This is a genomic window from Streptomyces sp. SID8374 (assembly GCF_009865135.1).
Taxonomy (GTDB): Bacteria; Actinomycetota; Actinomycetes; order Streptomycetales; family Streptomycetaceae; genus Streptomyces.
Genome location: NZ_WWGH01000001.1, coordinates 3,101,342 through 3,128,145, shown reverse-complemented (window position 1 = coordinate 3,128,145; position 26,804 = coordinate 3,101,342). Strand labels below are relative to the sequence as shown.

Here is a 26,804-nt window from a genome sequence, read left to right as displayed (position 1 = left end):
GGGAACGCCCCGGGGCGCAAGGGGAAGGAGGCCGCCGTGCCGATACCGCCACCGCCGCTGCCGCCGCTGCCGTCAGCCGACGGGCCGCTGACGTACGGGATGCAGCTCCCGGTCCAGTCGCAGAGCGCCATCTACGCCGAACCCTGGGAGGCGGCGGCGGTCCCCGCCGACCTCGTCCGCATCGCCAGGGCCGCCGACCGTGGTGGCTTCGCCTACATCGCGAGCTGCGACCACATCGCCATCCCGCGCCGCCTCGCGGAGGGGATGAGCACGGTCTGGTACGACCCCGTCGCCACGCTCGCGTTCCTCGCCGGGGTCACCGAGCGCGTGCTCCTGATGAGCCATGTCGCCGTCGTCGGGCTGCGCCACCCGCTGATCACCGCCAAGCAGTACGCCACCCTCGACCACCTCAGCGGCGGCCGGCTGATCCTCGGCGTCGGGGCCGGGCACGTACGGGAGGAATTCGAGGCGGTCGGGGCGGACTTCGACGGGCGCGGGGGCGTGCTGGACGAGAGCATCGACGCGCTGCGGGCGGCGCTCGGGCCGGAGGAGTACCCGGAGTTCGCCGGAGAGCGCTTCTCCTTCTCCGGCCTCGGTCAACTGCCGCGCCCCGCACGGGAGAAGGTGCCGGTCTGGGTGGGCGGCTCGTCGCCCGCCGCCGTGCGCAGGGCCGCCGTACGCGGGGACGGCTGGCTCCCGCAGGGCGACGCCCGCGACCAACTGCCCGCGCAGATCGCCCGGGTGCACGCCCTGCGGGAGGAGGCGGGCGTCCAGGAGCCCATCGTCATCGGTGCGATCACGGAACCGCTGTACGTCGGTGAGCCCGGCTGGTCCGTCGGGCGCCGCACCCTCGCGGGGAAGCCGGAGGAGCTGGCGGAGTCGCTGCGGGAGTACGCGGCGATGGGCGTGCACCAGATCCAGGTGCGGTTCCGGAGCCGTGGCGTGGATGAACTGACCGACCAGATGGCGGCGTTCGGTGCGGACGTGGCCCCACTACTCGCGGCATAGGGAGAGCGTCATGGGCAAGCTGGACGGGCGGGTCGTCCTGGTCACCGGGGCGGCGCGCGGGCAGGGCGAGCAGGAGGCGCGGCTCTTCGCGGCGGAGGGCGCGCGGGTGGTCATCGCCGATGTGCTGGTGGAGCAAGGGGAGGCGCTGGCGAAGGAGTTGGGGGAGGGGGTCGCCCGGTTCGTGCGGCTGGACGTGGGACGGGAGGAGGAGTGGGCCGAGGCGGTCAGCGTGGCCCGGGAGGCCTTCGGGAAGATCGACGGGCTCATCAACAACGCCGGCATCCTCCGCTTCAACGAGCTGGTCAACACCCCGCTGGCCGAGTTCCAGCAGGTGGTGCAGGTCAATCTGACGGGCACGTTCCTCGGGATCAGGGCCGTGGCGCCGGAGATCGAGGCGGCGGGCGGCGGGACGATCGTCAACACCTCCTCGTACACCGGTCTGACGGGCATGGCGCTGGTGGGCGCGTACGCCGCGACCAAGCACGCCGTCCTCGGGCTGACCAAGGTCGCCGCCGTGGAGCTGGCGGGCAAGGGCATCCGGGTCAACGCCATCTGCCCGGGGGCCGTCGACACGGCGATGAGCAACCCGGCGCTGCTGGACCCGGACGCCGATCTGAGCCGGTCGGACGCGGCGCTGGACGCGTACTACCGCAAGCTCGTGCCGATGGGGCGGATCGGCCGACCCGAGGAGGTGGCCGCGCTGGCCCTCTTCCTGACCGCCGAGGACTCCTCGTACATCACCGGGCAGCCGTTCGTCATCGACGGGGGGTGGCTGGCGGGGGTCAGCCTGTTCTGAGCCCGTTCTCGTGCGTGTGTCTGACGGAGCGTCAGCTATTGACGGGTCGCGGTGGCGGTGGAACAGTCGGTCGCATCACAATCTGACGGTGCGTCAGAAACTGTCGGAGACCTGGGCAGAAAAACTTGAGGACGGTGAACCTCCGTGGAATTCGGGCTCTTTGTTCAGGGGTACGTGCCCGCCGCGCGCGCCAAGGTGGACCCCGAGGCAGAGCACAAGGCACTGATCGAGGAGACCGAGTACGTCATCCAGGCGGACAAGTCCGGCTTCAAGTACGCCTGGGCCTCCGAGCACCACTTCCTGGAGGAGTACTCGCACCTCTCCGCCAACGACGTGTACCTCGGCTATCTCGCGCACGCCACCGACCGCATCCACCTCGGCTCGGGCATCTTCAACCCGCTCGCGCCCGTCAACCACCCGGTGAAGGTCGCGGAGAAGGTCGCGATGCTGGACCACCTCTCCGAGGGGCGCTTCGAGTTCGGCACCGGGCGGGGGGCGGGCAGCCACGAGATCCTCGGGTTCATGCCGGGCATCACCGACATGAACCACACCAAGGAGCTGTGGGAGGAGACGATCGCCGAGTTCCCCAAGATGTGGCTCCAGGACGAGTACGTCGGCTTCCAGGGCAAGCACTGGTCGCTCCCGCCGCGCAAGATCCTGCCGAAGCCGTACGGGGGTGCGCACCCGGCCATGTGGTACGCGGCCGGGTCGCCGTCCTCGTACGCCATGGCGGGGAAGAAGGGGCTCGGGGTGCTGGGCTTCAGCGTGCAGAAGGTCTCCGACATGGAGTGGGTCGTCGAGTCCTACAAGAACGCGGTGAAGGACGCCGAGCCGGTGGGGGCGTTCGTCAACGACAACGTGATGGTCACCTCGACCGCCATCTGTGCCGAGACGCATGCGAAGGCGGTGGAGATCGCGGTGGGGGGCGGGCTCAACTACCTCCAGTCGCTGCTGTTCCGCTACCACGACACGTTTCCGCGGCCGGAGGGGATTCCGGAGTGGCCGCAGCTGCTGCCGGAGTACACCGAGGAGATCGTCGAACTCCTCATCGCGGAGGAGCTGATGATCTGCGGGGATCCCGATGAGGTGCTGAAGCAGTGCCGGCGGTGGGATCAGGCGGGGGCGGACCAGTTGAGCTTCGGGCTGCCGATCGGGATCGGTCCGGAGGACACGATGACGACGATCCGGCTGATCGGGGAGCATGTGATTCCGAAGATCGATACGGATCCTGTGCATCGGACCTCGCGGTTCCGGGCGGCGGGCTGAGGCTCTCCGCCTGCCTCGGGCCCACGTCGGGGCTCGGGCCCACGTCGGGGCTCTGCCCCGAGCCCCGCTCCTCAAGCGCCGGAGGGGCTTGGTTTCGGGGCTCCGCCCCGGACCCCGCGCCTCAAACGCCGGCGGGGCTGGATGTGGCCGCCCGACGCCGGACGTGAGGCCGCACATCAAGCCCTCCCGCCCGGAGGTGGCCGGGGGCCGGGCAAATCAAGCCCCTCCGGCGCTTGAGGAGCGGGGGCGTAGGGGCGGAGCCCCCACCGGAGCAGGGCGGCGTCTTCCCGGACCGTCGCCCGGTGAGCCGGGGTACGTACCGCGGCCGAAAGCGTACGTACCCCGGCTGTCCCCACCAAGCCGGAGCCACCGAGCCGGGGCAGCCGGGCCCGAGCCACCGAACCGGGGCACCCGAGCCGCAGCACCCGGGCCCGAGCCCCCGAGCCGCAGCACCCGGGCGCAGCACCCGAGCCCGAGCCACCGACCCGCAGCAACCGACCCGCAGCAACCGGGCCGCAGCCCCGAGCCGCAGAAGGACCAGAGAAGGGACACCGTCATGCTCGACCACCTCATACGCCGCGCGACCGTCGTGGACGGCACCGGCGGTCCCGCCTACACCGCCGACGTCGGGCTCCGCGGCGGCCGCATCGCCGTCATCGCCGAGCCGGGGGCCATCACCGAGGAGGCCGTGACCAGCGAGGACGCCGACGGGCTCGTCCTCGCCCCCGGTTTCGTCGACCCGCACACGCACTACGACGCCCAGCTCTTCTGGGACCCCTATGCCACCCCCTCCATGAACCACGGCGTCACCACCGTCGCGGGCGGCAACTGCGGGTTCACCCTCGCGCCCCTCCACCCCGACCGGCCCGAGGACGCCGACTACACCCGCCGGATGATGTCGCGGGTGGAGGGCATGGCGCTGAAAGCCCTGGAGGAGGGCGTCGACTGGTCCTGGTCCACCTTCCGCGAGTACCTCGACGCCCTCGAAGGACGGATCGCCGTCAACGCCGGGTTCATGGTCGGCCACTGCGCCCTGCGGCGGCACGTGATGGGCCCCGATGCCGTCGGCGGGCAGCCGACCCCCGCCCAGATGGACGCCATGCTCGCCCTCTTCCACGACGCCATGGACGCGGGCGCCTGGGGCCTCTCCACCACCCAGTCCTCCACCCACGCCGACGGCGACGGCGAACCCGTCGCCTCCCGGCACGCCCTCCCAGAGGAGCTGCTCGCCCTCTCCCGCGCGGTGGGCGAGCACGAAGGGACCCAGCTGGAGGCGATCGTCGCCGGGTGCCTGGACCAGTTCTCCGACGAGGAGATCGACCTCTTCGTCGACATGACGGCCGCCGCCGGGCGCCCGCTCAACTGGAACGTCCTCACCATCGACGCCGCCGTCCCCGAACGCGTACCGCGCCAGCTCGTCCCCAGCGAACGCGCGCGCCGAGCAGGCGGCCGGATCGTCGCCCTCACCATGCCGATCCTCACGCCCATGAACATGTCCCTCGGCACCTTCTGCGCCCTCAACCTCATCCCGGGCTGGGGCGAGATCCTCGCGCTCCCCGTCCCCGAGCGCATCGAACGCCTCCGGGACCCCGCCACCCGCGCCGAGATGCTGCGCCGCGCCGACAGCAAGGAGGCCGGGGTCTTCCGGCGCCTCGCCGACTTCGGCCGGTACGTCATCGGGGACACGTACAGCGCCGCCAACGAGGGTCTCAGCGGCCGGGTCGTCAACGACATCGCGGCCGAACGCGGCCAGGACCCCTTCACGTGCCTGGTCGAGATCTGTGCCGCCGACGACCTGCGTACGGTCCTGTGGCCCATGCCCACCGACAACGACCCGGACTCCTGGGCGCTGCGCCGCCGCACCTGGGAGCACGAGGACGTGATGCTCGGCGGCTCCGACGCGGGCGCGCACCTGGACCGGATGTGCGGAGCCCCGTACACCACCCGCTTCCTCGGCGACTGTCTGCGCGGGCGCAAGCTCGTTCCGCTGACCAGCGCCGTCAAGATGCTCACCGACGACCCCGCCCGCCTCTTCGGGCTGCGCGAACGCGGCCGGATCGAGGAGGGCTTCCACGCCGACCTCGTCCTCTTCGACCCCGAGCGGATCGACGCCGGGCCCGCCACCCTCGTCCACGACCTGCCCGGGGACAGCCCGCGCCTGGACTCCAAGGCCATCGGGATCGTCTCCGTACGCGTCAACGGGGTCGAGACCCTGCGCGACGACAAGGTGACGGGGGCGGTGCCCGGGACGGTGCTGCGCTCGGGCCGCGACACCCGGACGGTGAGTACGGCGTGAGCGCCCACGGCCCCGGGAAGCTCTTCATCGGCGGTGCATGGGTCGAACCCGCCGACGGCCACTACGAGGTCGTCGACCCCGCCACCGAGGAGGTCGTCGGCCTCGCCCCCGAGGCGAGCCGCGCCCAGGTGTACGAGGCGGCCGCCGCCGCGCGTAAGGCCTTCGGGCCCTGGTCGCGCACCCGGCCCGAAGAACGCGCCGCGATCCTCGACCGGGCCGCCGACCTCGTCCAGCGCGACTTCCTCGCCCACGCCGACGTCGCCCGGGCCGAGAGCGGAGCCACCGCCTCCACCGCCCGGGGCATGCAGGTGGGGGTGGGTGTCGCCCGCTTCCGCCGGTACGCGCGCGGCGCCCTGGAGCCCGTCGAGGAGGCCATCGCGCCGCAGGTCAACGAGGCCGGTCCGATGGGGAAGGCCGGGGTCTTCGGGGCGCTGGCCGTCCGCCAGCCGGTCGGCGTGGTCACCTGCATCACCTCGTACAACAACCCCTGGGCCAACCCGGCCGGCAAGGTCGCGCCCGCCCTCGCGATGGGCAACACGGTCCTCGTGAAGCCCGCCCCGCAGGACCCGCTCTCCGTCTACCGGATGGCCGCCGCCCTCGCGGAGGCGGGCGTTCCGCCGGGCGTCGTCAACGTCGTGACCGGGTCGGGCGCGGAGGCCGGTGAGGCCGCCGTCGACTCCCCGGACGTCGACATGGTCAGCTTCACCGGCTCCACCGCCGTCGGGCAGCGCATCGCGGAGGTGTGCGGGCGCGGGATGAAGCGGCAGCTGATGGAGCTGGGCGGCAAGGGCGCCGCGCTGGTCCTCGAAGACGCGGACCTCAACTCCGCCGTCGCGGGCATCGGGACCACCTTCTCCTTCTACAGCGGACAGATCTGTACGGCTCCGACCCGCGTCCTGGTCCACCGGTCGCGGCAGGACGAGCTGATCGCCATGCTGGCCGCGTACGCCGACGCGCTCACCGTGGGCGACCCGGCCGACCGGTCCACCGTCGTCGGCCCCGTCATCTCCGCCGCCCACCGCGACCGCGTCGAGGCGTATGTGGAGCTGGGCCGGAAGGAGGGCGCGCGGGTCGTCACCGGTGGCGCCCGCCCCGCCCACCTGGACCGGGGCTTCTACGTCGCCCCCACCCTCCTCGCCGACTGCACCCCCGACATGCGGGTCGTCCGCGAGGAGATCTTCGGGCCGGTCGTCGTGGTCGTCCCCTTCGACGACGAGGAGGAGGGCGTCGCGCTCGCCAACGACAGCGACTACGGCCTCATCGACTACGTCTGGTCCGGCGATGTGGCCCGCGCCTTCCGCATCGCCCGCCGACTGCGGGCGGGCGGGGTCGGCGTCAACACGGTCGGGCGGAACATGGAGGCACCGTTCGGCGGGTTCAAGAAGAGCGGCGTGGGACGGGACGTGGGCTCGTACGCGCTGCACGCCTACAGCGAGACGCAGGCGATCGTCTGGCCCGGCTGAGGCACCCCCGGCACCCCTCCGCAGCGGGCGCGGGAAAATTTGGAACCTACACAAAACGGACAGTGCTGCGATTACCGTACGTGGCCACCGTCAAGTGAGCGTCATGCATTGCAAGGCTTCACGCGTATGTGACCTTGAATTGATGGAGTGTTCATCGAGAAAGGGCCCGTGTAACCAAGGGTGAGACATCGGAGTCTCACCCTCCGGATGTGGATATCGCAGCGCATAACGTCCCTCTCATGACTCAGCTGGACGCGCGGCCACGGGCCGGAGACACGGTACGGGTGAGCGCCCCGGCCGACGGTGGTGACGGCGGCGTACGCGGCAAGGGCCTCGGCGGGAACTCCGTCGGCCTGATGGGCAGCGCCGTCATCGGTGTCTCCACCGTCGCCCCCGTCTACTGCCTGACCTCGACCCTCGGCTCCACCGCCGGTGAGGTCGGCGTGCAGATGCCCGCCGTGTTCCTCGCCGGGTTCCTGCCGATGCTGCTCGTCGCCTTCGCCTACCGCGAGCTCAACAAGGTGATGCCGGACTGCGGCACATCCTTCACCTGGACGGTGAAGGCGTTCGGCCCGCGCGTCGGCTGGATGTGCGGCTGGGGCCTGGTCATCGCGACGATCATCGTCCTGTCCAACCTGGCGGGCGTCGCCACCTCGTTCTTCTGGCTGCTGGCGGGCGAGGTCACCTCCAGCCCGGCGGTCGCCGCCCTGGACGACAACAAGGTCGTCCACATCGCCACCTGCCTCGCCCTGATCGCCGCCGCCACCGCGATCAGCTACCGGGGGATGACCGCCACCAAGGGCATCCAGTACGCCCTGGTCGGCCTGCAACTCGCCGTGCTGGCACTGTTCGTGGCGATGGCCCTGAACAAGGCGGGCAGCGGCGGCGCGGACTTCGCCACCTCACTCGACTTCTCCTGGTCCTGGCTGAACCCGTTCGCCGTCCAGTCCTTCGCGGCCTTCACCGCCGGGCTCTCCCTCTCCATCTTCATGTTCTGGGGCTGGGACACCTGTCTGACCGCCAACGAGGAGACCACCGGCAGCGACAAGACCCCCGGCCGCGCCGCCCTCATCGCCATGGTCGTCCTGGTCGGCGCCTACCTGGCCACCGCCGTCGCGGCCCAGATGGCCGTCGGCTCCGGCACCACCGGGCTCGGCCTCGCCAACCCGGACACCGGCGAGAACGTCTTCGCCGCCCTGGCAGGGCCGGTCATGGGCTCCGGGCTCGGTGTGCTGCTCTTCGTCGCCGTCCTCGCCTCGGCCGCCGCCAGCCTCCAGACCACGTTCATCCCGGTGGCCCGTACGGTCCTCGCGATGTCGACGTACGAGGCGATGCCGGCCTCGTACGCGAAGGTCCACCCCCGCTTCAAGACGCCCGGCCGCGCGACGGTCGTGGCGGGCATCGGGACCGGCGTCTTCTACACCGTGATGACCCTGGTCAGCGAGCACGTGCTGATCGACACCATCTACGCGCTCGGCCTCATGATCTGCTTCTACTACGCGCTGACCGCCTTCGCCTGCGCCTGGTACTTCCGCGCCGAACTGACCCGCTCCACCCGGGACCTGGTCTTCAAGGGGATCTTCCCGGTCCTCGGCGGCATCCTGCTCGCCGCCGTCTTCGCCAAGACCCTCTACGACATGTGGGACCCGGCGTACGGCTCCGGCTCCTCGGTCCTCGGCGTCGGCTCGGTCTTCGTCATCGGGGTCGGGCTGCTGCTCCTGGGCGTGGTCCTGATGGTCGCGATGGAGCGCCGCAGCCCGGCGTTCTTCCGGGGCCAGGTACTGACGAAGGAGACCCCGGCCCTCGTGGTCGAGGACTGAGGTCCGGAGAGGTCGAGGACGGGGCGCGTGGCGGGCGTCCACGGCCGGTCGGCCGCGAACGGCCCGCCGGGGATTGGCGGGCCGTCATGAGGGGGGCGGGCTGGGCTAGCCCTCCCCTTCGCGCGTCTCTCGGGTGTCCGCCCGCCCCGGCACCTCGACCTGCCGCCAGGGGTTCTGGGTCTTGGTCACGAACGGCGCGGTCCGGTACACGTCCCGCCGCCAGATCGTGGCCCCTTCACCATAGCCGGGGAGTGCGTCGACGGCTTCCTCCAGGCTGTCGAAGATGTACTCCTTCCCTTTGGCCGTTCGGATCTTCCACTCAGGCATGGGCATACCTGCGAGGCCGATTCCGGACATAGTCTTTCTCCCATCATGCGAGAAACTCTTCCGAGTCTTTCCGTGAACACGTCTCAGAGGGCGGTGAACGCAGTGCGGGCCCTGTCCATCGAGTCTCGCACCGAATCTCCGCATCCGAAGGACCGGGCTTGCTTGCCGCCAAGTTCGTTTCCGATCGGTGGGCTTTGGTGTTCGGTGGCCCTGGATTTCGTGAAGTCTCTTCTGTGAGGTGAGGGTGATGCTGTGTCACCGCAGCAAGGGGGACGCCCGGCCGGTTCGGAAAAGGATCCTGATCGGTGCGGAATCGGGCAGAGGGTGACGCTGGCGGGGAATGTCACGGAACCTGCGGCGGGTATGGCGCATCCGGGGTCTGCAATTCGGGTTGATTCGGGCAGGTCGAAAAGGGGTCCGGGACTGAGGGTGAATTCCGGATACGCGTGAGGGCCCCGGCGTGCGCCGGGGCCCTCGGTGGTGCGGTGTCGGTCCGGCCGTGGCGGCCTTCCTGGGTTTTACGGCCGCCAGTAACCCAGCGCGTTCACCCGGTCCTTGGGCAGGCCCAGCTCCTTGCGGAGGTACGCCGACAGGGTCCGGGTGGTCGACGTGTCGCAGGCGACCCAGACGTACGCGTCCGTGTGGTCCTCGCCCAGCAGCCCCGGCAGGGCCGCCTTCACCTCGGCGACCAGGTGCGCACCGCCCTCGCGGCGCTCCACGTGGTGCAGGGTGTGGTGGGTCTCGTCGAGGCGGAACGGCAGTTTCCGGTCCTCCTCGTCCGAGGACTCGAACCAGATGGTCGCCGGGGTCTCCGGGATGGCGTCCAGCAGTGAGTTGATCGCGGGGAGCGCGGCCGGGTCACCGATCACGAAGAGCCGCTTCGGCGCCGGGCCGGGCAGGGTGAAGCCGGTGCCCTGGAGCGTCGCGTCGATCGTGTCGCCTGCCTCGGCCGCTTTCGCCCAGTCGCAGGCGGGGCCCTCGTGGAGGGCGAATTCCAGACTGAAGGTGCCGGCCTCGGGGTCCGGGTCGACCAGGGTGTAGGCGCGCTGATGCGGCTTGCCGTCCTTCTCGAACCAGAGCCGCACCCACATCGTGGGGTGCGCCCCGCCGGTCGCGGCCAGCAGCCCTCCATCGGTCACGTGCACCCGCCGGAACCGGTCGGTGACTTGCTCGGCGCCGGTCACGGTGAACGTGAAATCCCGCCCCCGGAACAGTTTGAGAACGACGCCTTCCCAGCCATGACCCACGGTGTCTCCCACCTTCCCCTGGTGCCCCGGCCCACTGCCCAAAGGGTCACTTTGGTTAGGCTAACCTAAATTCCGAGGGCTGGGGAGTGGCTGAAAACCACCGGGAGCAGGGGATGGGCAGAGCGATGACCGCTGATGTCGACAGTGAGAGACCGGGTACGGGCGCGGAGGGTGGCTCCGGGGGCTGCGAGCGCATGGGGGACTTCAAGGGCTCGCAGGGCTCCGAGAGCTCCCAGGGCTCCGGGGGCTCCGAGGGCTCCGGGGGCTCCCCGGGCTTCGAGTCCTTCGAGGTCTTCCGGGATGACCGGGGGATACCCCACCTGAAGGCCGGCAGCGCGCTCGCGCTCGCCCGCGCGCAGGGCCACAACGCCGCCCTGGACCGCGCCTGGCAGCTGGAGACCGAGCGCCACCGGGTGCTCGGCACGACCGCCGCGTACCTCGGTGCCGAAGCCGTCGACTGGGACCGGTTCGCCCGGCGGGCCCGGCTCGCCGACACCGCCCGCCGCTGCTACGAGCGGCTCGCGCCCGAGACCGCCGCCTGGGTGGGTGCGTACGTCGACGGGGTCAACGCGGGACTGGTCGAAGGGGCCTCCCGTACACCGGAGTTCGCCGCCGCCGGGCTCGCCCCGGGCCGCTGGGAGCCCTGGACCCCGCTCGGCGTCTGGCTCTCCACGCACATCCTCTTCGCCGGGTTCCCCACCAAACTCTGGCGCGAGGAGGTCGCCCGCAGGCTCGGCGACGACCGCGCGACCCTCTTCGCCACCGACGGCCCCGGCACCTCCGGCTCCAACGGCTGGCTGCTCACCGGCGCCCGCACCACCACCGGGGCCCCGGTCATCGCGGGCGACCCGCACCGCTTCATCGAGGACCCGGGCGTCTACCAGCAACTCCGGCTCGCCTGCCCCGAGTTCGACGTGGTGGGCCTCGCCGTCCCCGGCGTCCCGGGCATCGCCCACTTCGGGCACGCGGGGGGCGTCGCCTGGGCGATCACCAACGCGATGGCCGACTACCAGGACCTCTACCGGGAGCAGCTGCGCCGCACGGCGGACGGCGGCGTGGAGGCGCTCGGGCCGGACGGCTGGTACGGGGTCCACGCCCACACGGAGACCGTCGAGGTGGCCGGGGGAGAGCCGCAGACGGTCGAGGTCGTGGAGACGGACCGGGGGCCGGTGATCATCGGGGACGTACACGACGATCCGCCCGGCGACGAGGCCTGCTACGGGGCTTCCGACGCGCCCGTCATCAGCCTCCGCTACCCGCCCCGCGTCACCGGCGACCTCGGCTTCGACGTGCTGCCCGCGCTGCTCCGGGCCCGTACGGTCGCCGACCTCGACACCGCCCTCGACGGCTGGGTCGAACCCGTCAACGTGGTCCTGGCCGCCGACACCACCGGGGCCACCCTGCACCGGGTCGCCGGACACGTCCCCGTACGCCCCTACGAGAACCGGCTCCGGGTCGTCCCCGCGCACGACCCCGCGTACGCCTGGCGCGAGGGCGCCGAGCCCACCCCCCGTACCGGGGTCGACGCCGCCACCGGCACCGCCGTGATGGCCAACGAGCGCGGCCTCGCCGCCCCGCTCGGCATCGAGTTCGCACCCCCGCACCGGGCCCACCGCATCAGGGAGTTGCTGGGCACGCCCCCGGGCGAGGGCGCGCGAGGGCTCACCGGCCCGCCCTGGTCGGCCGCCGACATGGCCGCCGTCCACACCGACACCCGCCTCGCCTCCTCCCGGCAACTCCTCTCGCTGCTCGCCTGGGCCCCCGGCCTCGGCCCCGACGCCGAACGCCTCCGGGACCGGCTGCTGCGCTGGGACCGCCACATGGACGCGGACAGCACCGACGCCACCCTCTACTCCCGGCTGCGCGCGGACGTCGTCCACCGGCTGGCCGCCCACCCCGCCCTGCGGCCCGTCACGGGCGACGCCGACCCCTGGCGCTCCGCCGCGTACCCGCCCCTCTTCCGCCCCTGGCTCGCCGCCGTACCCCGGATCGGCTACGCCCTGGAGACCCTGCTCACCGTCGGACTCCTCCCGTACGAGGACCGGCTCGCGATCGTCGCGGCCTCGGCCGAAGCGGTCGCCGCCACGCAGGCGGACAGCCCCTGGGGCGAGGTCCACCGGGTCTCGCCGTGGCAGGCGCTGCCGGACGCGACGCCCGAGGAGGTCTGGCCGGGGCTCGCGGGCGACCACGACTGCGTGCTCTCCACCTCCAGCGTCCCCGGCATCACCGACCTCTTCGCCCGGGGCCCCGCCGCCCGGTACGTCTGGGACCTGGCCCGCCGCGAGGACAGCCTCTGGGTGGTGCCGTTCGGCGCGTCCGGCGTACCGGGCTCCGCCCACCACCGCGACCAGAGCGAGCTGTGGGCGAGCGGCCGCCTGGCCCCCGTGACCACGGACTGGAACCTGCTGCACCGCACCGAGGAGAGCACCACCACCATGACCACCACCTCCACCGTCCCCGCCCTGCGCGCGGCCGTCCACGAGCAGAAGGTCGAGGGCTTCGGCGTGGTCCGCCTGGTCCCGGTCGACCCGGCGGCCGATGCCGGGCTGCTGCACCGCTGGGTCACCCAGGAGCGCGCCCGGTTCTGGGGCATGGCCGACCACACCCGCGAACAGGTCCAGGAGATCTACGAGTTCGTCGGCTCGCTCCCCACCCACCACGCCTACCTGGCGCTGCGCGACGGCGTCCCGGCCGCGCTCTTCCAGACGTACGAACCGGACGCCGACCCGGTGGGCGAGTGCTACGACGTCCAGCCCGGCGACTTCGGCATCCACCTGCTGATCGCGCCCGCCGAGGGCGACGGGGCGGTGAAGGGGTACACCGAAGCCCTTCTCACCGCGTTCATCGGCTATGTCTTCAGCGACCCGGCGCACCTGCGGGTCGTCGTGGAGCCCGATGCCCGTAACGAGAAGGCGATCGCCCGTATGGTGCGGATCGGGTTCGAGCTGGGCCCGGAGATCGAGAAGCCGGAGAAGAAGGCCCGGCTGGCGTTCCTGTCGAGGGCGGTGGCGCTGGGCCTGGCCTGAGCGGTGTTCCCTGTGCCCCGTGTGCCTGTGGGCTCAGGGGGCGTACCGGGCGCGCCGGCGGCGAATGCCATGATGGGGAGGGGCGGGAAGGTGTTCCCCTCCCCGCACCTCGGACGATGCCGACACCTCACGACAAGGGACGCGACATGGCAACCGGAACCACCGAAAGCCCTGCCACCCTCTATGCGCCCGTCTCGCTCGGGCTGGGTGTCATCGCGCTGATCGCCACGTTCTTCTTCGGCATTTTCGCCATTCTGGCGGGCGCCCTGGCGATCACCTTCGGGGTGCTCGGCCTGGTCAGCAAGGTCGAGGTCAACCGGGTCCAGTGCTCCATCGGCCTCGCCGCCGGTGCCGTGGGTGTGCTTCTCCCGCTCTCCTTCCTTTTCGTCTTCACCGGCGGTTTCTGATTTCCGACCGGCGCGTTCTCAGGCCTTTCCTGCATCGTTCTCAGGCCTTCCTCCATTGAGGCATTGCCCTTAAGGGCAATGCCTCAATGGACAATTGCGGCCTTTCGCCCCCCTCCCTAGGGTCTCTGTCAGGTGCCTGACATCAGGGCACCCGATGCCATGGCTCGTCCACGGCGTCGACGGGGATGAAGGGGAATACATGCAGTTCTCGCGTTTCGCCAAGGTGACCGCCCTTTCCGTGACGCCGCTCGCGCTCGTCGCGGGCGGATTTCAGGCGACCGCTCTCGCCTCGGGCTCCACGGTCTCCTCCGAGGTCTCCTCCGACCGGACCGCACCGGCGTTCGCCGTGTCGCAGCTCTCCGCCGAGTCCTACGGCGGGCTGGAGGACGTGACCGGCTTCAGCGCGGACAGCGCCCAGGGCAAGACCCTTGAGGCGCAGGGCCTCGGCGTCGTGCGGGCCGCCTCCGGCGAGACCGCGGTCGTCGACACCTCCTCCGCAGGAGAGGGCATCACCGCCGCGGCCGGCAAGGGCTTCGTGGAGCTGTCCTGGAAGGGCTACGCCGAGAACGCCCGTTACGTCATCACCCGCGACGGAAAGGAGATCGCCCGGCCGGCCGCGGGCGTGCAGTCCTTCCGGGACACCGCGGTCGAGGCGGGCGCCCGGTACGACTACCAGGTGGTCCCCCTCCTCCCCGAGGGCGGCCACCCCGGGGCCAGGAGCTGGGGCATGAACGTCTCCGTCCCCGCCTCCGGCTCCCTCGCCGGGCTGCGCGGCGAAGCGGTCCAGCAGGCCAAGGCGGCGGCCGCCGCCAAGACCACGACCATCAGCTGGGTCGCGTTCCTGCCGTTCAAGAAGGTGGACGCCCCGCCGGCGGGCTGCGACTACACCAAGGGCTACCAGTACGGCGGCGACGGCCGCTCCAAGTTCGACTGGAAGTCGGACAAGTACCGTGCGGCCCTGCACGCCACGGTGACGTGGAGCAACAAGAAGGTGGTGGGCAACAAGTCCGTCAAGCCCACCCACGTCTACAAGAAGTCGACCGGCAAGAAGGTCGCGACGAAGACGGCCACGGACAAGCACATGACCGCCAAGAAGCTGGGGTCGGGCAAGAACTCCGTGGACATCCGGTTCGTCATGCACGCCGCCAACCCGTTCTGCAAGGGCCTGGGCGGGGTCAAGGGGGCCATCAGCGGTGCCGCCACCATCAACATGACCAAGAGCGGCAACTGGACCATCCGCTCGGGCAAGCACCGCCTGATGCCGAACCACCACATCTACATCTACAACGGCGGCAAGGTTACCAACGTCTACACCCGCAAGTACGTGGGCCTGCCCTGCCTGATCGGCTCGGCCCTGTGCACGGAGGCGGACCTGACGGGCCGCTACGGCAAGTTCTGACCCAGGCGATCTGACCCGGGCGATCTGACCCAGGCGATCTGCCCCGGGCGTTCGGAGCCGGAGCCCTCTGTGGCGCGCGAGTGCGCGGCTACAGGGGGCTCGTCCCGTCCGGGTTCAGCTCGCCGCCCTCCCGGAGGAGCCGCCGGGCCACGACATGACCGCGCCCGGCGGCCATCCGGTACCACGGCTCCGCCGCCGCCAGCCCCTCGCGCTCCTGGACCAGCCGGCCCAGCTCCCACATCGACTCCACATCCCCGGCCTTCACCGCCTGCCGCAGCATCCGCTCGGCCGCGTCCGGCCGCCCCTGGCTCCGCGCGTCCAGGGCGAGCATCCGCAGCCCCCGTACGGCGCGGGCGTCCCCGGCGGCAGCGGCGGCGGCCAGCACCTGCGGGTCCGGCGGGCGGCGGTAGCGCTGGGCGATCAGCAGCAGGACACCGGCCACCCACATGATCCAGCTCAGGCTGATCAGCGTGTCGCTGCCCAGGAACACGCCGGTCAGGCTCAGCACCCCGCCTGCGGGCAGCAGGAAGAACCCCAGTCCCATCCCCATCCCACGTCCTTTCCCCGCGGCCCCGCCGACGGGCGGCCGGCCACCGTGGCCTCAGGCTATGGGCGACATGGTCTCGGATTTCGCCGACGCACGGCTTACCTTGGCCCTTCGCACGGACGACGGAGGTGCTCTCGATGCGGATCGCCACGACGATCTTCCTCACCGACGAGACGGTGACACCTGTGAGGCTGGCGCGCGAGCTGGAGCAGCGCGGGTTCGCGGGTCTCTATCTGCCCGAACACACCCACATCCCGGTGAGCCGCCGCACCCCGTACCCGGCGGGCGGTGATCTGCCCCGCGAGTACGGCCGCACCCTGGACCCCTTCGTGGCGCTCGGCCAGGCGGCGGCCGTCACCGAACGGATCGGGCTCGGCACCGGGATCACGCTGGTCGCCCAGCACGACCCGGTCGACCTGGCCAAGCAGGTGGCGACCCTGGACCACCTCTCCGGCGGCCGGTTCACGCTCGGTGTCGGCTACGGCTGGAACGTGGAGGAGGCCGCCGACCACGGGGTCGAGTGGTCCACGCGCCGGGAGCTGGCGCGGGACCGGATGGCGCTGATGCGGGCGCTGTGGTCGGCCGAACCGACGGCGTACGAGGGGGAGTTCGGGTCGGTCCAGGCGAGCTTCGCGTTCCCGAAGCCGGTGCGGGAGCCGCGCGGCCCGGTCGTCGGCCCGCGCACGCTGATCGGCGGCGGGGCGGGCCCGAAGCTGTTCGCGGCGATCGCGGAGCACGCGGACGGCTGGCTGCCCATCGGCGGCCGGGGCCTGACGGAGTCCGTCCCGAAGCTGCGGGCGGCCTGGGAGGAGGCGGGGCGCGACCCGAAGGACCTCCAGGTGGTGCCGTACGCCGTGCTCCCCGACCCCGGGAAGCTCGCCCACTACGCGGAGCTGGGCATCGAGGAGGTCGTGCTCCAGCTGCCCCCGGGCGGCGAGCGGGAGGTGCTGCGGGTCCTGGACGGGTACGCGGCGTTCCTCTGAGCCCCGCTTTCCCGGTCCCGCCCCGTGCAACCGGGGGCGGCGGCAGGGCATCCTTACTCCCGGGGATCGCATACGCGGGCACGGTCCGCACGCGCTTTCGTGCGTGCGGGCGGTGGACCCGACTGGGTGGGGAGTGGAATGAACAGGCCGTTGCGGCACATAGCCATCTTCTGCGGGCTCCTGATGCTGGGGCTGCTGCTGCGGGCGAACTGGCTGCAACAGGTCGACCGCGTGGAGCTGTCCCAGCACGAGAAGAACCACCGGGTGCGGTTCGAGCGGTTCGCCACCCCGCGCGGCGACATCATCGTCGGCGGCAAGGCGATCACCGGCTCGAAGGAGACGGCCAGCAGGGACTACACCTTCCGGCGCACCTGGAAGGAAGGCCCGATGTACGCGCCCGTCACGGGTTACGCCTCCCAGGCCCAGGGCACCTCGCTGCTGGAGCGGACGTACGACGGCGTCCTCAGCGGACAGGACGACCGCTTCGCCTTCCGGCACGCCAAGGACGTCCTCACCGGCCAGCCGAGGCGCGGCGGCAACGTGATCACCACGATCGACGCGAAGGCGCAGAAGGCCGGCTACAAGGGGCTGACCGACCTGGGCGCGCGGGGTGCGGTCGTGGCCCTGGACCCGCGTACGGGGAAGGTGCTGGCGCTGGTCTCCACGCCCTCGTACAACCCGGAGGTCTTCGCCGGGATCTCGTTCAAGGAGAGCGACCGCTTCAAGGCCCTCCTGGAGGACAAGGGCAAGCCGCTGGCCAACCGCCCGCTGCGCGAGACGTATCCGCCCGGCTCCACCTTCAAGATCCTCACCGCGGCGGCGGCGCTGGAGCACGGCGTGATCACGGACGTGGACGCCCCGACCAAGGCGGTCTCGCCGTATCCGCTGCCGCTCTCCCGGAACAAGATCGGCAGCGAGGCGGGGGACGCGGTCTGCAACAAGGCGTCGATGAAGACCGCCATGCAGTATTCGTGCAACAACGTCTTCCTCGACGCGGCGGCCGAGCTGGGCGAGGACCGGATGCGGGAGACGGCCGAGAAGTTCGGCTTCAACGAGGACGTGTACGCCGAGGAGTTCGGCGACATGCTCGCCACGAAGAGCCTCTACCCGCCGAAGCTGGACAAGCCCGGCACGGCCCTCACCGGCATGGGCCAGGGCAGCCTGACGAGCACCCCGATGCAGATGGCGATGGTGACGGCGGCCCTCGCCAACGACGGCAAGCTGATGCAGCCGTACATCGTGGAGGAGCTGCGCGGCCCGGACCTCTCCATGCTGGAGAAGAACGAACCGGCGGAGATGAGCCAGGCCGTCTCGCCCGAGACGGCGAAGAAGGTCCAGGAGATGATGGAGCACACCGCGAAGGAGGGCAGCGCGCAGCGCGCCCTGATCGACGGTGTGACGGTCGGCGGCAAGACGGGCACCGCCCAGCGCGGGGTGAACGTGCGCGACGCGGTCCCGTACGGCTGGTTCGTCAGCTACGGCAAGGCGGACGACGGGCGTTCGGTGGCCGTCGCCGTCTTCATCGACCCGACGGACATGGACATCTCCCGCTCCGACATCTCCGGTGGCCGCCTCGGCGCCCCGATCGCGAAGAAGGTGATGGAGGCGGTGCTGGGGAAGTAGGGGGCGAGGGGCTTGAATTGGTCCGTGCATTGGCCTAGGCCAATGCACTCCAGCCCCCGTACCCTCATCCGTAGCCAGTGGCACACGCCCCCCACCCCGGTTGCATGCTGGCGCGGGCACCCCCACCGAACTCTGCCCCGAGCAGCCAGGGTGAACTCCCCCACTCGCCGCCTCCAGGAGGCCACGGTGAAAGTTCGCACCAGAAGCTCGGCAATCATCGGCGCACTGTTCCTCGCAGCATCCCTGACGCTCACCACGGCATCGGCCGACGAGCCTCCGGCCGCCCCCTCGGCACAGGTCGTCCTCACGGAAGTGGCCAGGGCGCAGGGCCCCTCCGCAGGCGCGGCCGGCCCGGACGGCAAGGTCTGGATAGCCGAACGCGCGGGCACGGTAAGGGTATTGGGCGACTACGGTCTGAGCGACCCGGTCCTCGACATCTCCGACGAGACCACCACCGACGGTGAACGCGGCCTGCTGGGTGTGGCGTTCGACCCGGAGTTCGCGCACTTCTACATCTCGTACACGGACCTCGAAGGCACCAGCACCATCGACGAGTTCGCGGTGCGGGACGGCCAACTCCAGCCCGACACACGGCGGACGGTCCTCACCCAGGAGCAGCCGTACCCGAACCACAACGGCGGGGACATCAAGTTCGGCCCCGACGGCTACCTCTACATCGCGTTCGGCGACGGCGGCTCGGGCGGCGACCCGCACGGCAACGGCCAGAACCTCGACACGCTGCTCGGCAAGCTGCTCCGCATCGACCCGACCGGCGGGGAGCCGTACGCCATCCCATCCGACAACCCGTTCGTGGCGGAAGAGGGCGCGAAGGACGAGATCTGGGCGTACGGGCTCCGCAACCCGTGGCGCTTCTCGTTCGACGCGGGCACGGGCGACCTGCTCATCGGTGACGTGGGCCAGAGCGAGTGGGAGGAGATCGACTGGGCCCCCGCGAGCAGCAAGGGCGGTGAGAACTACGGCTGGTCCTCGATGGAGGGCAACCACCCGTTCCGCGGCGGCACGGAACCGGCGAACCACGTGCCCCCGGTCCACGAGTACGACCGCAGCGGCCTGGGCTGCTCGGTGACGGGCGGCTTCGTCTACCGGGGCGAGGCGATCGCGGACCTGGCGGGCAGCTACGTCTACAGCGACTACTGCGACGGCACGCTCCGCACCCTGGACATCGAGAACGGCGAGGTGACGGGCGAGGGCGACCTGGGCGTCCAGGGCGGCGAGGTGATCTCGTTCGTGGAGGCGGGCGACGGGGAGCTGTACGTGCTGGCGATAGGCGGCACGATCTCGCGGATCGACCCGGCGTAGGGGGCTGAGCCCTTGGGCCCACCTTCAGCTCGTCGGGCCCACCCCCTCGGCTTGCCGGGTCCGCCCTTTCGGCTCGTCGGGCCCACCCCTCCAGCCCGTCCGGCGTTCGAGGACGGAAGCCTTGCCGGGGTGGGCCCGGCGTTCAGAGGCCCCTCAGGTACGAGACCCTCGCAGGGCGCCCGGCCCCCGCCGCCCCGCGTCCGTCCTCGAACGCCGGACGGGCTGGATAGGGCCCGGCCACCGGACGGGCTGGGCGTGGGCCAGGCCAGCCTTGAAATTGACATGCCCCCGGCCACCCCCCATGTGCGATCATCATGTGCGCCCTTCACACGGCGCACACAACTCACCGTGCCCACAGCCCCGCTGCCCCGACAGCCCGCGGAGCCCCGGCGCACACCTTTCACCGCTCCGGGGGGGAACGGACCCATGCCACGCCACCTGTGTACGGCTGCGAGATCAGCGGCCTGCACCGCGCTCCTGCTCGCGTTCACCGTCCTGCTCTCCTTCCTGGTCCCCGTGGAAACGGCACAGGCGAACACCCCCGCGCCCACCGGCGCCCAGGCCGCGACGGCCGCGAAGTCCGGAGCCGAGGACTGCCCGTCCTTCCCGCTCTCCGCGTTCGGCGAGGCCGCGCCGGAAGGGAACACGCTCACGCTCCCCGCCGAGGGCAAGGCCTGCTACACCTTCACGGTCGACAAGCCGGGCGTACACCGGCTCGCGCAGTCCGGCCCCGGAGCCCACGACGTGCAGATCACCGTCCACGACGGTGAGGAGCAGGTCGATTGCTACGACCCGGACTGGGGCTCGGGCTGGTGCCGCCTGGAGCGCACCGGCGAGTTCACGCTGCGGCTGGCGAACGGCTGGGACAAGAGCACGGTCACCTTCGCCCTCGTCCCGCTCGCCACGGACGAGGGATGCGCGACGACCGTCTCCACCGACTGGAACAGCCCGCCCCTCGTCGCCCGGGCCACCGGTCCCACGGCCGTGCAGTGCGCGCGGATCGAGGCGAAGCCGGGCGAGCGGATCACCGACACCGTCCAGACCACCGTCTACGGCCAGAGCATCTCCTGGATCACCGACAGGACCGGCGCCCGGATCTGCCCCCGCTACCGCGAGGACGACAACGACGGCTGTGTGCTCCCCGGCAACGGCCCCTACCGCGTCCTGACCCAGGTCACCTACGCGGAGCGCGGCTTCCCCGCCGAGTACACGCTGAAGGTCCGCCGGATCTCCGACCCGGCCGGCTGCGCCCGCGTTCCTCTCAACACCTACAACTCCGCACCCACCAAGGTGACCCCGGCGACCGGGTGCAAGACTTTCACCGCCCCGCATGCCGGGCGGTACGAGGTGTACGGCGTCGACTCCTCCCGTACGAAGCTCAGCGTGTACGACCGCGAGGGCAAGACCGTCTGCACCGCCTGGAACGGCTGCGAACTTCCGGCCGCCGGTGACTACACGGTCTACACCGACAACGCCACGCTGATCCTCGACCGCTCCTCGGCCGCCGGCTGCGAGAGCGGCGGACCGGGCCTGTACCGGTCCGCCTTCGCCTCGGCCGGTGAGATCGACTGCGTCTTGCTGACGCTCCCCGTTGGAGCCCGGCTGGCCGCGCTGAAGCCCCTCAACGGGCCCGAGCCGCGCCCCGACCTGACGCTCGTCGACGCCGCCGGCGAGTACCGGTGCGACTACTACACCCTGTCGGCCGGTACGTGCGAGCTGGCAGGCGCCTCGCCGTTCCGACTGGAAATCTCCACCGACGACACCAACCCGGCGACCGGCCCCTACGCCATCGCACTGCACCGCACCGACGGCGCGAGCGGCTGCCCGGCCATCCCGGCCGGCGACTTCACCGCGCAGAGCGCATCGGCCCGGATCACCACCGGCGGGGGCGTCTTCTCGCAGTGCCTGAGCATCCCGGCCGATGCGCACAGCGCGGCGGAGATCCTCCAGCTCAAGGCGGCTCCTGGCACGACATCCACGGCCCAGTTCTCCGTGCTGGACAAGAACGGCAAGCAGGTCTGTTCCGTCTACGCCTCGCTTCACACCTGGGCGGCCTGCGACCTGACCCCCGGCGCCCCGCACACGGTGCTCGTCACCGGCCGCGACACGAACGCCGCATACTCCCTGGCCCGCCAGGACGTCACCGCGACGGCGAAGGGCTGCACACCGAACCCCGCCACCAAGGTCGGCGGCCCGTCCTCGGGCGGCCCGACCGGGGCTCCGGGCGACGTGCGCTGCCGCCAGGTGACCACGGCCGACGCCAAGGACACCCTGCACATCAACGTCCGCGACGCCCTGGGCACGGCGAACATCGTGGTCTTCGACGCGGACGGCACCGTCCTGTGCCAGTCCAACCAGTCCTGCGCGGTCACCGGTTCCACCCGCTATCAGGTCCTCGTCACGGTACCGAGCAGGCTGAAGGCCGCCCCCGACCACCGCTTCGACGCCGTACGCATCGGCACCGCGGCCGGCCCGGCCGAGGGCTGCGTGCGGGTTTCGAACGTCAGTTACGGATACGGCCCCGTCACCGGCACCCTCGACGAGGCGCACAACACCTTCTGCGCGGTGCTGCCCACTGCCTACCGCGACCGCTTCGACATGGAGATCAGCGACACGACGGGCGCCGAGGAGACGGCCGTGCCCTCCCTGTACGACGCGAGCCTCGGCAACGGCTGCACGAGGTTCATCCCCAGCGGCTACCAGTGCGCCGTGAGCGAGCCGTCCACGAACGCCGTCACGCCGAGCACCCTGGTCCTCTCGCTGCCGGAGACGGCACCGAAGACCTCGTACAAGGCCGAGGCTGTCTGCTCCGGCATCCGCTGCGGCACCGAACAGGTCACCATCGGCACGGTGAGCCCGGGCACCGGGGCGGCCGGCAGCAAGGTCACGGTCAAGCTGACCGGCACGGCCCTGCACGAGAAGGACGTCGTCAGCCTCTACGCCAACGGCAAGCAGATCGAGGCGAAGACCACCGCAGTCTCCGCCGACCGTAGAACGCTCACGGCGGTTCTCGACCTGGCCGGGGTCCCGACGGGCACCTGGTCCCTCAGCGTCATCACCCACAACGGGTCGGAGTACCAGCGAGGTTCGTTCACGGTCACCGCTGCCCAACTGCTGAACACCGCGCCCCCGGCGATCAGCGGCCCGGCGAAGGTCGGCGCGAAGCTGACCGCGGGGACCGGTTCCTGGTCGGTGGCGCCGTCCTCGTACGCATACCAATGGAAGGCGGGCGGTACGGCGATCGCGGGCGCGACGGCCTCCACGTACACCGTCCCGGCGAAGCTGCTGGGCAAGAAGGTCACGGTCACCGTCACCGCCCGCCGCACCGCGACCCCCGACGGGCAGAGCACCTCGGCACCTGTCACGGTCGCCAAGGGCGACGCACCGAAGGCGTCGGCGAAGCCGGTGATCTCCGGGAAGGCGAAGGTGGGCGCCAAGCTCACGGCAGGCAAGGGGAAGTGGGCGCCGGCGCCCACGTCGTACAGCTATCAGTGGTACGCCAACGGCAAGGCGATCTCCAAGGCGACGGGGTCGAAGTTGACGCTCAAGGCGGCGCAGCGGGGCAAGAAGATCACGGTGAAGGTCACGGCACACCGCACGGGCCACGCGAGCGGCACGTCGACCAGCACCCCCACGAAGGCAGTAACCCGCTGACCTGCCCTGAGCCGGGCCCACCCCTCCAGCCCGTCCGGCGTTCGAGGACGGAAGCCTTGCCGGGGTGGGCCCGGCGTTCAGAGGCCCCTCAGGTACGAGACCCTCGCAGGGCGCCCGGCCCCCGCCGCCCCGCGTTCGTTCTCGAACGCCGGACGGGCTGGGTGGGCCCCCGCCGCCCCGTTCACGTCCTCCGGGCGGGACGTGTGGCCGCCCGCCACCCCCACCAGCTCCGTCAACGCGTTGATCCGGAAGTCCGCCGTCCCCACCACATCCGGATGCTCCGCCCACCAGTGCCCGTACGCCCCACGCCGCAGATGCGCCGTCCGCAGCCCCGCCGCCGCGGCGGGGAACAGGTCGTCCGCCGGGTGGTCGCCCACGTACAGCGTCGCGGACGGCTCCGCCTCCGCCACCTCCGCCACCCGCGCGAAGAACGCAGGGTCCGGCTTCCGTACGCCCCACTCGTCCGAGGTCACCACCAGATCCGCGGGCAGGTCCAGCGCCCGCAGCAGCTCCCCGGCCCGCACCGTGCCGTTGCCCGCCACCACCACCCGTACCCCCGCCGCCCGCAGCTCCGCGAGCGCCGGCCGCACGTCCGGGTAGAGGTCCGACTCGTCGAGGTGCTCCCCGCGCCCGGCGGCCGCGCGGGCGAGGTACGCCTCGTCGACGTCCATGTCCGGCCGCAGCACCCGCAGCGCGTCCGTCGCGTCGCGGCCCTGGGCGACCGCCGCGCCCACCAGCGCGCTGAGCGTGTGCGCGGGTACGCCGAGCCAGTTGGCCCAGGACGCCCAGTGGCGGTCGTCGCGTACGAGGGTTTCGCCGATGCCGAGGACGATCGTTTCCATCACCGTGCCGACACTAGGCGTGAGGACGCCGTCGCAGGGCGCTCATTCGGTGAGTCGGCCCGCACGAGTGAAGGCGGTGGCGGAACGTATCCCCTGAGCGCCCGGGTCCGGCCGTCCGACCCCGAGGCCCTGGTCCGGTGCGCGCGCCCCGCTCGTATGCTCGGTGGATGACCGATCCTCAGAGCGGACGTCCCACCTCCAACGCCATGCGGCGCGCGCTGAAACGTGCCCGTGACGGTGTCGCCCTCGACGTCACCGAGGCCGCCGTCCTGCTCCAGGCGCGCGGCGACGATCTGACGGACCTCGCTGCGTCCGCCGCCCGCGTCCGGGACGCGGGCCTGGAAGCGGCGGGCAGGCCGGGCGTGATCACGTACTCGCGCAAGGTCTTCATCCCGCTCACCCGCCTCTGCCGTGACAGGTGTCACTACTGCACCTTCGTCACCGTGCCCGGCAAGCTCCGCCGCGCGGGCCACGGGATGTTCCTCTCGCCCGACGAGGTGCTGAAGATCGCCCGCGACGGCGCGGCGATGGGCTGCAAGGAAGCGCTGTTCACCCTCGGCGACCGTCCCGAGGACCGCTGGCCCGAGGCGCGGGAGTGGCTGGAGGCGGAGGGGTACGACGACACCCTCGCGTACGTACGTGCCATGGCGATCCGGGTACTTGAAGAGACGGGCCTGCTGCCCCACCTCAACCCGGGCGTGATGACCTGGACCGACCTCCAGCGGCTCAAGCCCGTCGCCCCCTCCATGGGGATGATGCTGGAGACGACGGCGACCCGCCTCTGGTCCGAGCCGGGCGGCCCGCACCACGGCTCCCCGGACAAGGAGCCCGCCGTACGGCTGCGCGTGCTCGAAGACGCGGGCCGTTCCAACGTTCCCTTCACCACCGGCATCCTCATCGGGATCGGCGAGTCGTACGAGGAGCGCGCCGACTCCCTCTTCGAGCTGCGCAAGACGGCCCGCGCCTACCACGGCATCCAGGAAGTCATCGTGCAGAACTTCCGCGCCAAGCCGGACACGGCGATGCGCGGGATGCCCGACGCGGAGCTGGAGGAGCTGGCCGCCGCCATCGCGGTGGCCCGGCACATCCTCGGCCCCTCGGCCCGCATCCAGGCCCCGCCGAACCTGGTGGACGCCGAGTACGCGCTGCTCATCGGCGCGGGCATCGACGACTGGGGCGGGGTCTCCCCGCTCACCCCCGACCACGTGAACCCGGAACGTCCCTGGCCGCACATCGACGAACTGGCTTCGCGCACCGCCGAGTCGGGCTTCACGCTCCGCGAACGCCTCACCATCTACCCGGAGTTCATCCAGCGCGGCGAACCGTGGCTGGACCCCCGCCTCCTCCCGCACGTCCGCGCCCTGGCCGACCCGGAGACGGGCCTCGCCCGCGAGGGCGCGCTCCCGGTCGGCCTGCCCTGGCAGGAGCCGGACGAGGGCTTCACCTCCTCGGGCCGCACCGACCTCCACGCCACCATCGACACCGAGGGCCGCACCGGCGACCGCCGCAACGACTTCGACGAGGTGTACGGGGACTGGGAGGCGCTCCGCGAGGCGGCGGCGCCCGGCATGGTCCCGTCCCGGATCGACGCCGACGTACGCCAGGCGCTCAGCCAGGCCGCCGACGACCCGACGAAGCTCACCGACGACCAGGCCCTGGCCCTGCTTCACGCGGACGGTCCGGCGCTGGACGAGCTGTGCCGGATCGCGGACGCGCTGCGCCGGGACGTGGTCGGCGACGACGTCACGTACATCGTCACGCGGAACATCAACTTCACCAACGTCTGCTACACCGGCTGCCGCTTCTGCGCCTTCGCCCAGCGCCGCACGGACGCCGACGCGTACACGCTCTCCCTCGACCAGGTCGCGGACCGGGCGGCCCAGGCGTGGGACGTGGGCGCGGTCGAGGTCTGCATGCAGGGCGGCATCCACCCGGACCTGCCCGGGACGGCGTACTTCGACATCGCACGGGCGGTGAAGGAGCGCGTCCCCGGCATGCACGTGCACGCGTTCTCGCCGATGGAGGTCGTCAACGGCGCGACCCGCACCGGCATGTCGATCCGCGACTGGCTGACGGCCGCCAAGGAAGCGGGACTCGACTCCATCCCCGGTACGGCGGCGGAGATCCTGGACGACGAGGTCCGCTGGGTCCTCACCAAGGGCAAACTGCCCACGGCCACCTGGCTGGAGGTCATCAAGACCGCCCACGAGGTGGGCCTGCGCTCCTCCTCGACGATGATGTACGGGCACGTCGACCAGCCCCGCCACTGGCTCGGCCACTTCCGTACGCTCTCCCGACTCCAGCAGGAGACAGGCGGCTTGACGGAGTTCGTCACGCTCCCCTTCATCCACACCAACGCCCCGGTCTACCTGGCCGGCATCGCCCGCCCGGGCCCGACCGACCGCGACAACCGCGCGGTCACGGCCATGGCGCGCCTGCTCCTCCACCCGCACATCACCAACATCCAGACGAGCTGGGTGAAGCTCGGCACCGAGGGCGCGGCGGAGATGCTCCGCTCGGGCGCGAACGACCTGGGCGGCACGCTGATGGAGGAGACCATCTCCCGTATGGCGGGGTCGAGTTACGGCTCGTACCGCTCCATCCAGGACCTCAAGGCCATCGCCGACCTGGCCGGCCGCCCGTCCCGCCCGCGCACGACCCTGTACGGCGAGGTCCCGGCGGAACGCGTCGCGGCGGCCACGGCGTCGGACGGGCACCTGCCGGAACTGCTGCCGGTGGTGCCGAGCTGAGGGGTGGGGGGAGGGGAGGGCGGGCGCGGG

At 71.4% G+C, this 26,804-nt stretch carries 17 protein-coding genes and 1 pseudogene; 14 read left to right on the top strand and 4 right to left on the bottom strand.

Translation table 11 applies throughout. The features are described from left to right. The first annotated feature begins 99 nt into the window (after positions 1–99). The 6 genes from GTY67_RS13915 (at position 100) to GTY67_RS13890 (ending at position 8,649) form a co-directional block, all read left to right on the top strand. Positions 100–1,008 (top strand): TIGR03619 family F420-dependent LLM class oxidoreductase, encoded by a 909-nt coding sequence (locus GTY67_RS13915; RefSeq protein ID WP_202462000.1) that lies wholly within the window; start codon positions 100–102, stop codon positions 1,006–1,008. A gap of 10 nt (positions 1,009–1,018) precedes the next feature. Next, positions 1,019–1,804 (top strand): SDR family NAD(P)-dependent oxidoreductase, encoded by a 786-nt coding sequence (locus GTY67_RS13910; protein WP_161278919.1) that lies wholly within the window; start codon positions 1,019–1,021, stop codon positions 1,802–1,804. A gap of 144 nt (positions 1,805–1,948) precedes the next feature. Beyond that, positions 1,949–3,070, top strand: a complete 1,122-nt coding sequence (locus tag GTY67_RS13905; RefSeq protein WP_093692052.1) for an LLM class flavin-dependent oxidoreductase — start codon at positions 1,949–1,951, stop codon at positions 3,068–3,070. 556 nt (positions 3,071–3,626) lie between these two features. Beyond that, the gene (locus GTY67_RS13900) at positions 3,627–5,366 is read left to right on the top strand and encodes a D-aminoacylase (RefSeq protein ID WP_161278918.1); all 1,740 of its coding nucleotides are present in this window, start codon (positions 3,627–3,629) and stop codon (positions 5,364–5,366) included. Continuing rightward, positions 5,363–6,829: an aldehyde dehydrogenase family protein gene (locus GTY67_RS13895; RefSeq protein WP_161278917.1), complete on the top strand. Its 1,467-nt coding sequence runs from the start codon at positions 5,363–5,365 to the stop codon at positions 6,827–6,829. Before GTY67_RS13900 ends, GTY67_RS13895 begins: the two co-directional genes overlap by 4 nt. A 239-nt stretch (positions 6,830–7,068) precedes the next feature. Then, positions 7,069–8,649: an APC family permease gene (locus GTY67_RS13890; protein WP_161278916.1), complete on the top strand. Its 1,581-nt coding sequence runs from the start codon at positions 7,069–7,071 to the stop codon at positions 8,647–8,649. Between the two features lie 105 nt (positions 8,650–8,754). Here GTY67_RS13890 and GTY67_RS13885 read toward each other — a convergent pair whose 3' ends face one another. Both GTY67_RS13885 and GTY67_RS13880 read right to left on the bottom strand, forming a co-directional pair. Continuing rightward, entirely contained in the window at positions 8,755–8,976 is a 222-nt protein-coding gene (locus GTY67_RS13885; protein ID WP_141712280.1) for a hypothetical protein, read from the bottom strand. A 518-nt stretch (positions 8,977–9,494) separates the two neighbouring features. After that, positions 9,495–10,223: a siderophore-interacting protein gene (locus GTY67_RS13880; protein WP_161278915.1), complete on the bottom strand. Its 729-nt coding sequence runs from the start codon at positions 10,221–10,223 to the stop codon at positions 9,495–9,497. 125 nt (positions 10,224–10,348) lie between these two features. On the opposite strand from GTY67_RS13880, the gene GTY67_RS13875 reads away from it, so the two are divergent. The 3 genes from GTY67_RS13875 to GTY67_RS13865 all read left to right on the top strand — a co-directional run bounded on the left by GTY67_RS13875 (position 10,349) and on the right by GTY67_RS13865 (position 15,055). Further along, entirely contained in the window at positions 10,349–13,249 is a 2,901-nt protein-coding gene (locus GTY67_RS13875; RefSeq protein ID WP_237502612.1) for a GNAT family N-acetyltransferase, read from the top strand. A 146-nt stretch (positions 13,250–13,395) separates the two neighbouring features. Beyond that, positions 13,396–13,656 (top strand): hypothetical protein, encoded by a 261-nt coding sequence (locus GTY67_RS13870; RefSeq protein ID WP_093692034.1) that lies wholly within the window; start codon positions 13,396–13,398, stop codon positions 13,654–13,656. A 199-nt stretch (positions 13,657–13,855) separates the two neighbouring features. Next, positions 13,856–15,055 (top strand): hypothetical protein, encoded by a 1,200-nt coding sequence (locus tag GTY67_RS13865; RefSeq protein WP_161278913.1) that lies wholly within the window; start codon positions 13,856–13,858, stop codon positions 15,053–15,055. Positions 15,056–15,143: 88 nt separating this feature from the next. Here GTY67_RS13865 and GTY67_RS13860 read toward each other — a convergent pair whose 3' ends face one another. Continuing rightward, positions 15,144–15,599, bottom strand: a complete 456-nt coding sequence (locus GTY67_RS13860; RefSeq protein ID WP_161280074.1) for a tetratricopeptide repeat protein — start codon at positions 15,597–15,599, stop codon at positions 15,144–15,146. A gap of 140 nt (positions 15,600–15,739) precedes the next feature. Between GTY67_RS13860 and GTY67_RS13855 the strand changes: the two genes are divergently transcribed. The 4 genes from GTY67_RS13855 to GTY67_RS13840 all read left to right on the top strand — a co-directional run bounded on the left by GTY67_RS13855 (position 15,740) and on the right by GTY67_RS13840 (position 23,182). Then, positions 15,740–16,585 carry an LLM class F420-dependent oxidoreductase gene (locus tag GTY67_RS13855; protein ID WP_161278912.1) on the top strand — a complete coding sequence of 282 codons (846 nt, stop codon included), beginning with the start codon at positions 15,740–15,742 and terminating at the stop codon, positions 16,583–16,585. Positions 16,586–16,723: 138 nt separating this feature from the next. Then, a complete protein-coding gene (locus GTY67_RS13850; protein ID WP_161278911.1) occupies positions 16,724–18,208 on the top strand; it encodes a penicillin-binding protein 2 in 1,485 nt (494 codons plus the stop codon). A gap of 186 nt (positions 18,209–18,394) precedes the next feature. Continuing rightward, positions 18,395–19,528 carry a PQQ-dependent sugar dehydrogenase gene (locus tag GTY67_RS13845; RefSeq protein WP_093692028.1) on the top strand — a complete coding sequence of 378 codons (1,134 nt, stop codon included), beginning with the start codon at positions 18,395–18,397 and terminating at the stop codon, positions 19,526–19,528. A 426-nt stretch (positions 19,529–19,954) separates the two neighbouring features. Next, positions 19,955–23,182 (top strand): hypothetical protein, encoded by a 3,228-nt coding sequence (locus tag GTY67_RS13840; RefSeq protein WP_161278910.1) that lies wholly within the window; start codon positions 19,955–19,957, stop codon positions 23,180–23,182. A gap of 77 nt (positions 23,183–23,259) precedes the next feature. Here the strand turns inward: GTY67_RS13840 and GTY67_RS13835 are convergent. Continuing rightward, a pseudogene (locus GTY67_RS13835) lies at positions 23,260–24,048 on the bottom strand (HAD family hydrolase); the annotation flags it as partial. A 143-nt stretch (positions 24,049–24,191) separates the two neighbouring features. Between GTY67_RS13835 and GTY67_RS13830 the strand changes: the two are divergent. Beyond that, a complete protein-coding gene (locus GTY67_RS13830) occupies positions 24,192–26,774 on the top strand; it encodes a bifunctional FO biosynthesis protein CofGH (RefSeq protein ID WP_093692024.1) in 2,583 nt (860 codons plus the stop codon). Positions 26,775–26,804: the final 30 nt, after the last annotated feature.